Source organism: Mycobacterium sp. E735, from assembly GCF_001666955.1.
Taxonomy (GTDB): Bacteria; Actinomycetota; Actinomycetes; order Mycobacteriales; family Mycobacteriaceae; genus Mycobacterium.
This window is the reverse complement of the sequence record NZ_LZIX01000081.1, coordinates 1-6641: the sequence shown is the minus strand read 5'-3', so window position 1 is coordinate 6641 and position 6641 is coordinate 1. Positions and strand designations below refer to the sequence as shown.

At 70.5% G+C, this 6641-nt stretch carries 8 protein-coding genes and 1 pseudogene; 6 read left to right on the top strand and 3 right to left on the bottom strand.

What is annotated here, in order from left to right; all coding sequences use genetic code 11:
* A pseudogene (locus A5704_RS06810) lies at nt 1-215 on the top strand (CHAT domain-containing protein); the annotation flags it as partial.
* A 3-nt stretch (nt 216-218) separates the two neighbouring features.
* Here A5704_RS06810 and A5704_RS06805 read toward each other — a convergent pair.
* Nucleotides 219-557: a hypothetical protein gene (locus A5704_RS06805; RefSeq protein WP_067888081.1), complete on the bottom strand. Its 339-nt coding sequence runs from the start codon at nt 555-557 to the stop codon at nt 219-221.
* 44 nt (nt 558-601) lie between these two features.
* On the opposite strand from A5704_RS06805, the gene A5704_RS06800 reads away from it, so the two are divergent.
* The 4 genes from A5704_RS06800 to A5704_RS06785 are packed head-to-tail and all read left to right on the top strand — an operon-like array spanning nt 602 to nt 4774.
* Nucleotides 602-1915: a hypothetical protein gene (locus tag A5704_RS06800; protein WP_067783073.1), complete on the top strand. Its 1314-nt coding sequence runs from the start codon at nt 602-604 to the stop codon at nt 1913-1915.
* Nucleotides 1912-3042 (top strand): hypothetical protein, encoded by a 1131-nt coding sequence (locus A5704_RS06795; RefSeq protein WP_067783074.1) that lies wholly within the window; start codon nt 1912-1914, stop codon nt 3040-3042. Before A5704_RS06800 ends, A5704_RS06795 begins: the two co-directional genes overlap by 4 nt.
* Nucleotides 3043-3071: 29 nt before the next feature.
* Complete coding sequence (locus A5704_RS06790; RefSeq protein ID WP_067747219.1) at nt 3072-4139, top strand: dihydrodipicolinate reductase; 1068 nt, start codon at nt 3072-3074, stop codon at nt 4137-4139.
* The gene (locus A5704_RS06785) at nt 4136-4774 is read left to right on the top strand and encodes a cutinase family protein (protein ID WP_067783077.1); all 639 of its coding nucleotides are present in this window, start codon (nt 4136-4138) and stop codon (nt 4772-4774) included. The genes A5704_RS06790 and A5704_RS06785 overlap by 4 nt, the downstream gene beginning before the upstream one ends.
* Here A5704_RS06785 and A5704_RS06780 read toward each other — a convergent pair.
* Both A5704_RS06780 and A5704_RS28785 read right to left on the bottom strand, forming a co-directional pair.
* Nucleotides 4769-6043, bottom strand: coding sequence for a serine hydrolase domain-containing protein (locus A5704_RS06780; RefSeq protein ID WP_067747218.1), 1275 nt, complete (start codon nt 6041-6043; stop codon nt 4769-4771). The two genes, A5704_RS06785 and A5704_RS06780, sit on opposite strands and share 6 nt — an antisense overlap.
* Nucleotides 6044-6112: 69 nt before the next feature.
* On the bottom strand, nt 6113-6265 hold the full coding sequence (locus A5704_RS28785; protein WP_197499110.1) for a hypothetical protein: 153 nt from the start codon (nt 6263-6265) through the stop codon (nt 6113-6115).
* Between the two features lie 60 nt (nt 6266-6325).
* Between A5704_RS28785 and A5704_RS06775 the strand changes: the two genes are divergently transcribed.
* Nucleotides 6326-6499 carry a CsbD family protein gene (locus tag A5704_RS06775; protein WP_055403166.1) on the top strand — a complete coding sequence of 58 codons (174 nt, stop codon included), beginning with the start codon at nt 6326-6328 and terminating at the stop codon, nt 6497-6499.
* The last annotated feature ends 142 nt before the right edge of the window (nt 6500-6641 follow it).

Genomic DNA, 6641 nt, shown 5'->3' with positions numbered 1-6641 from the left:
CCGCGGCGTATCGCCAGTTCACCACGGCCACCGCCGATCCGATGGCCGGTGTCGTTGTCGCCGTGGATCGCGCCCATGGCGCCGACGGGGACGCCGGGTGCGCGGTGAACCGGTGGCAGCGCGAACAGATGCGGCGCTGGCGCGACGGCGATACCACGGCCAGCCCGCTGTATTGGGGCGCCGTCGTCAGCTTCGCGGTGGACGGCGCCCGGTAGCGCTCACAGCGACGCCACCCACGCCGCGTGCACCGCAAGCACATCGTCGGGCAGCGAAAGGCTCTCCCGTGCAGCGGGATCGAAGGCCACCAGGACCACCAGACCGGGCCGCAGCACCGAGAGGTCGAGATCGTCGCCGCACCGGGCCAACTTGCCGATGAACGTCTCACCGGAGACGGCGACCACCTCGATGAAAATTTGTCGCTCGACCGCGCGCACGGTGCCGACCCCGACGGCGCGGTCCCCTCCGCCCCGACGCCGGGCGGACCGGACCCGGTCGACCAGCACTGACAGCTTCTTCATGCCACCAGCGTGCGGCCGGCGGCCGGCTACCGAACCCAAGTTTTCGGCTGCCGCGTTCGACGCGAAGCCCCTATTCTGGGCAGATGAGCGCGGATTCACAGCTGGCCGTCGCGGTCGGCCACCCCCGCCGGTCGGTGATCGACGCGGCGTGGCGGGCGATCGGCCCCGGTGTGGAGGTGCTCAGCAGCGACGACGGCGGCCCGCTGAGCCGCACCGTCAAACGCATCATCGACCCGCTGGTGCTCCGGTTGCGTTCCAACCCGCAGTATTCGGCACCGGTCGTCAACCCGGAGACGGCCGACGCGATGCGTGAGCTGATCGTCGGCAGCGCAGCCGAATTGCGTTCGGCCGCTGCCTGGTTCGAGGTACTCAAGATGGAGCGGCGCCGGCGGCGCATCCGCACCGGAAACGCCCAGGAACTGTACTTCCCGGTGTGCTTCGAGCTCGCGGTGACGAAAGGCCAACCGGCGGCCGAGGATCAAGAGACGGCGGCCGCGGTGCTGGAAGACGTCCACCAGGGTCGCGACCGCACCGCGATCGAGGTGCTGCATCAGTACCTGGCCGACCCCGAGGCGGTGGCCAAGTTGGCCGACCAGCTCGACCGCAGCTGGCGCGACGTGCGGGCGGGCGCCACCGTCACCGGCCCGTTCCTGGCCGAACTCGCCACCGTCCTGGGACCGGCCAACAGCCACCGCACCACGACGGCCCGGCAGCGCGTCTGGTCGGCGATGATCGCCGACGCGACGCCCTACAACCTGGGCGCGCTGGCCCGCGTCGAGGCGGCGCAACTGCCGTGGTCGATAATCGAGCTGGGGCTGAGTTCGGTTGCGCCGCAACAACGACCGCGCGTGGCCGGCGGGGCCGACAGCGACCGGCCGCTCGACCGCAGCGTGGTGGACCGGGTGCGCGCCACCCTGCGCCGCGCCCTGGACCGCGACGCGCTGCCCGACATTCCCCTGCTCTGCGAGGAGGAAGTCGACCGGGCCTGCGCGCCCTGGGGCCTGCTGTCGGAGGACAAACAGGCCACGCTCGTCGCGGGCATCGAGATCGCGACGGAGTTGGCTCCGCTGGACCCGTCCGTCGCCAGCCGCTACGCCCTCGCGGCGCAGATCCAGGCGCGGCTGCGCAAGGAGGCCTACGTGCTGCACGCCCGCCGTTACCTCGCCGAGGGCGGCCCGATCCATCCACGCCAGCGGCAGGTGGTCGACGACCTCGCCGCGTACGCCCAGCCCTACCTGAGCCGGCTGTGGGCGCGGCTGCACGGGCGCGACGTCTGGCAGGAGCCCTGCGACGATGTCGATGACGTGCGGTCGCTGCTCGAGGGGGTCGCGCGGTCGGTGAGTCTGGATCACCGGCAGCGAATCAAGTCGATGCTGGAATTGCAGGTGGCGGGATGAGATTGGTCGCCGATTCCGGTCTGTGGACTACCGGCCCCACCACCGAGACGACTCCGCTGGCCGCGGTGCTCGAGGTCAGCGGCGCGGTGCTGTCGTGGACCCTGGACGACCCCAACGACGCCAAGGCCCACATCACATTCACCGATTTCGGCCGTGCCGACTGGCTCTGGCGGGTGCTCGGCGAATCCGGGCATGTCGCACTCGCTTCCGCGGTGGGCGGGGCGGACGAGCCAAGCAGCATCGACCTCGCCGGGGTGGACATCCTGCCGGGGTCGGTCGGGCCGCTACGCCGGTTGGCCGTGGGCCACTGGCTGCGGCGCTGGTGGCCCGCGAGTCGACAGGACGGCATCGCCGGCCTCGATCGCGCGCTGCTGGACCTCGAGGTCGCGGTGTTGACCGCCGGCGCGCAAGGCTTCTTCGCCGATGACACCCTGGATTCCGACGTCGCCGGCTTGCTGGCGCCGCACGCCACCGCCCTGGCCGCGCATGTCGCGGACGGTGATCCGCGCGCGGTGGATCTGGTGCGAGCCGGCGCCGGCCTGGCCGACGAATTGGGTGTGGACGGCCCCGGCTGGCCCGAACTGTTTGCCGCGCTTGACGATTCGGCTGCGGTGTTGGTCTTTCCGAGCGGCCGCCGCGACGACTACGCGCTGGCCGCCGGCGCGGACGCGGGCAGGCCCTCCACGGCCCCGATCGCCCGCGGCGCCGGGTCAGTCCACTGGGGCGGGGTTCCGCCCGGGATCTTCGACGCCGGCGAGAACACCGTCGACTGGACGATCGAGGCGGCCGGAACCGCGGTCGTCGCCCACGTGCGGGTGGCCGTCATCGGCCCGGACCCAGCCACCGGCATCGGGGTGCGGCTGCGCTCGGGATCGATTTCCGGCACCGGCGCCCTCGACGCCGACGGCCGCGCGGCCCTCCCCCTGGCCGAGGCCGGGCAACGGCCGCTTTCGGAGTCGGCGGCCTGGGATCACGATTGGTCGGCGGCCTCCGTGCTCATCGGGGCCGAGAACGCGGAGTCGGCCGACACCCGCGAGCGGGTGCGCCGGTGGGCGCGGGCGCGGCTGGACCGGCCGGCGGACGACGCCTTTCTCGCCGAGATATTGGCGGCCGAATCCGCCTACTAACCCGGGGCGCGATTCCCTATGCTGAGCGAGTGCCAAACACCTATCGCGTGGTTCAGTGGAACACCGGCAATGTCGGCAAGAGCTCGCTGAAGTCGATAGTCACCAACCCCACCCTGGAGCTGGTGGGTTGCTACGCCTGGTCAGCCGAGAAGGTGGGGCGCGACGCCGGCGACCTCGTCGGCATCGCACCGCTCGGCGTGGCGGCCACCGACGACGCCGATGCACTGCTCGCGCTCAAACCCGACTGCGTGGTCTACAACCCGATGTGGATCGACGTCGACGAGCTGGTCCGCATTCTGTCGGCGGGCGTCAACGTGGTGACCACGGCGTCGTTCATCACGGGGCACAATCTCGGCAACGGCCGCGAGAAGATTTCGGAGGCCTGCGCCAAGGGCGGCTCGACCATCTTCGGGTCCGGCGTCAGCCCGGGCTTCGCCGAGCTACTGGCCATCGTGTCGGCGATGGTGTGCAACCGGATCGACAAGGTCACGGTCAACGAGGCCGCCGACACCACCTTCTATGACTCACCGGAGACCGAGAAGCCGGTCGGCTTCGGCCAGCCGATCGACCACCCGGACCTGCAGGCGATGGCGGAAAAGGGGACGGCGATCTTCGGGGAGGCCGTCCGGCTGGTGGGTGACGCGCTCGGCGTCGAGCTCGACGAGGTGAAGTGCGTCGCCGAGTTCGCCCAGACCACCGCGGACCTCGAGATGACTTCGTGGACCATCCCCGCGGGATGCGTAGCGGGCGTGTACATCAGCTGGCAGGGCATCGTCGGCGACACCACGTTGATCGACCTGAACGTGCGGTGGCGCAAGGGCCAGACGCTCGAGCCCGACTGGAAGATCGAACAAGACGGCTGGGTCATCCAGATCGACGGGCAACCGACGGTGACCACGAAGGTGGGCTTCCTTCCGCCGCCGTACTTTGCGGCTACCACGCTCGAGGAGTTCATGGACCTCGGCCACATCATGACCGCGATGCCCGCGATCAACGCGATCCCGGCCGTCGTCGCCGCGGCGCCGGGCATCGTCACCTACGCCGACCTTCCGCTGACGCTGCCGCGTGGGAACGCCTATGTCAGCATGGAGCGGTGATCGGGGAGCGCATCTTTCGCGTCGCCGGTCTCGCGGTCCCGGTGTGTGCGGCTCTGCTGAGCGGGCCCATCGGCATTCCTTCCGTCGAGGCCGATCCGTGCCCGGCCGTGGAGGTGGTGTTCGCCCGCGGCACGGGACAGTCCTCCGGCGTCGGCCAGGTGGGCCAGGCGTTCATCGACTCCCTGGGTGCGCAGCTCGCCGGGCGGTCGATGGGCGTTTACGCGGTGAACTACCCGGCGACAACGGCTTTCGCGACGAGTGCCCAAGCCGGTGCCGACGACACGGTCGCTCACGTGCAGGACATGATCGCCCGGTGCCCCAACACGCGGTTGGTGCTCGGCGGGTTTTCTCAGGGGGCGGGTGTGATGGACCTGGCCACCAAGGCCCTACCGCCGCAAGCGGCAGACCACGTCGCGGCGATCGCAGTTTTCGGCAACCCGACCAGCCCACTGGCCGGCACCCTCGCCGGTACGGTGTTCCCGCCGATCGGCCCGCCGTACAGCGCCAAGACCATCGACGAGTGCGCCGACGGTGACCCCGCGTGCTCCGGCGGTGGCAACGTGTTGGCGCACGGCTCGTACGTCCAGTCGGGGATGACGGCTCAAGCCGCGAACTTCGTCGCCGCCCGGCTATAGGGCCGCCTTGCGCCGGGCGGCCTTGGCGTAGGCGGCGCCCAGCTGCGGCACCGGCAGCGGACCCTGGTCGCGGGCGGCCAGGATGGCGTTGCGCAGCGGGCGGGCAAGTCCCGCAAAGGATCCCATGTCGAACAGCAGCGGCGTGAGCAACCGGTTGTGCACGAAGCCGAAGGACCCGCCCGCCTCGGGGTCGGCCCAGCCCAGCGTTCCCCCGAGGCCGACATGGCCGAATCCGCGCAGCAAGCCCGGCACCGGCGACTCGTGGTAGCCGAGGTGAAACGGCATGGGCACCACCATGTTCGCGTCGGGCCACTTCCGCCGGGCCTGCCCCGCCAGGCCGCGCGTCAGCTCCTCGGACAGATACTTCTTGCCGTCGATGCGGCCGTCGTTGGCCAGCACGGCATACATCTTCGCCAGCCCGCGGCCGGTTACCACGCCGTTGGCGGCCGGAACCTCACCGTCGAGGAAGGGGGTGTCCCCCTTGATCAGGGAGACGACACCGGGGAAGTACATCGCGCCCAGGGCGCCGGAGAACGGGAGGCCGGCCATCTTGGGGGCGATGAAGTTGAACACCGGGGCGCGCAGCCGGCCCTGCGGAATCAAGATTTCCGCGGCCTGGGTCGGCGAGCCTTCCGGAGGCCGGCCGAGGTGTAAGCCGTCGGTGTTGAGGGGCCGGGCGACCTCCTGGCGGATCAGCTCCCGCATGCCCTTGCCGGTCACCGCCCTGGCCAGCCCGGACAGCAGCCAGCCGTAGGTCAAAGCGTGATAGGCCTGGACGCCCCGCAAGTGGTCGACGGGCGCGGCGGCGAGGCGCTCCTCCATCAGCGCGTGGTCCATCAACTGGGCCTTCGTGACGCCGCGCAGATGCGACAACCCGGAGCGGTGCCGCAGCACGTCACGCACGGTGATCTCTTCCTTACCGTTGGCCGCGAACTCGGGCCAATATTCGGCTACGGGCTCGTCGTACGACAGCAGGCCGCGGTCGGCCAGCCGGTGGATCACGGTCGAGGCGACACCCTTGGTCGCCGAGAACACCATCGCCCCGGTGTCGGCGGTCCAGCGCTGGTTGCCGGCCCGGTCCGACCATCCGGTCCAGACGTCGACCACGGGCACGCCGTCGACATAGACGCTCAGCGCCCCGCCACCGAACCGGCGGCCGGGGAACAGCTGCGCGAACAATTTCACGACGTTGGCGAAGTGTGGATCGGCGGCGCCGGAGACGCCGCGCGGCAGGCCGTCGTCGGTGACCAGAAGCACTGACGGTTTCACGGTGCCGCGCCGCCCCGCTACCACGAGGACGAAGCTATCAGCCGGCCCCGCGCAACGGTCCCGTTTCCGCTAGCTGAGCCCGTCCGGCGGCTCGGGGCCGGGTGGGGGCGCGGTCGGCGAGTCCCGCAGATACCGCCGCAACCGGAGCAGCTGATTGACCACCATGCCGATGCCGAGGAGCATCAGCCCCACGACTATTGCGACCACGATTGCGGCGCTCACGACCTCCATCATGGCAGGGCGGGGTTTCAACCTGTGGCAAAGCGGGGTAGCCACAGCGGCATGAGCAACGAGGACAAGCTGAAGAACAAGATCGAGGACCTGGGCGGCCGCGCCAAGGAGGCCATCGGCAAGGCGACCGGCGACCACGAGACCAGGGACGAGGGCCGGGCGGACCAGGCGAAGTCCAGCCTCAAGGACGCCGGTGAAAAGGTGAAAGACGCGTTCAAGAAGTGATCAGGCGTTCCGGGCTGCGCCGGCTGTCGGTGCTCGCTGGACTGGCGGCACTGGCGGCCGGCGCCCTGGTGGCCAGCGCGCCCAGCCCGTCGGCGTCCGCGGATCCGGCGTGTCCCGACGTGGAGGTGGTATTCGCGCGCGG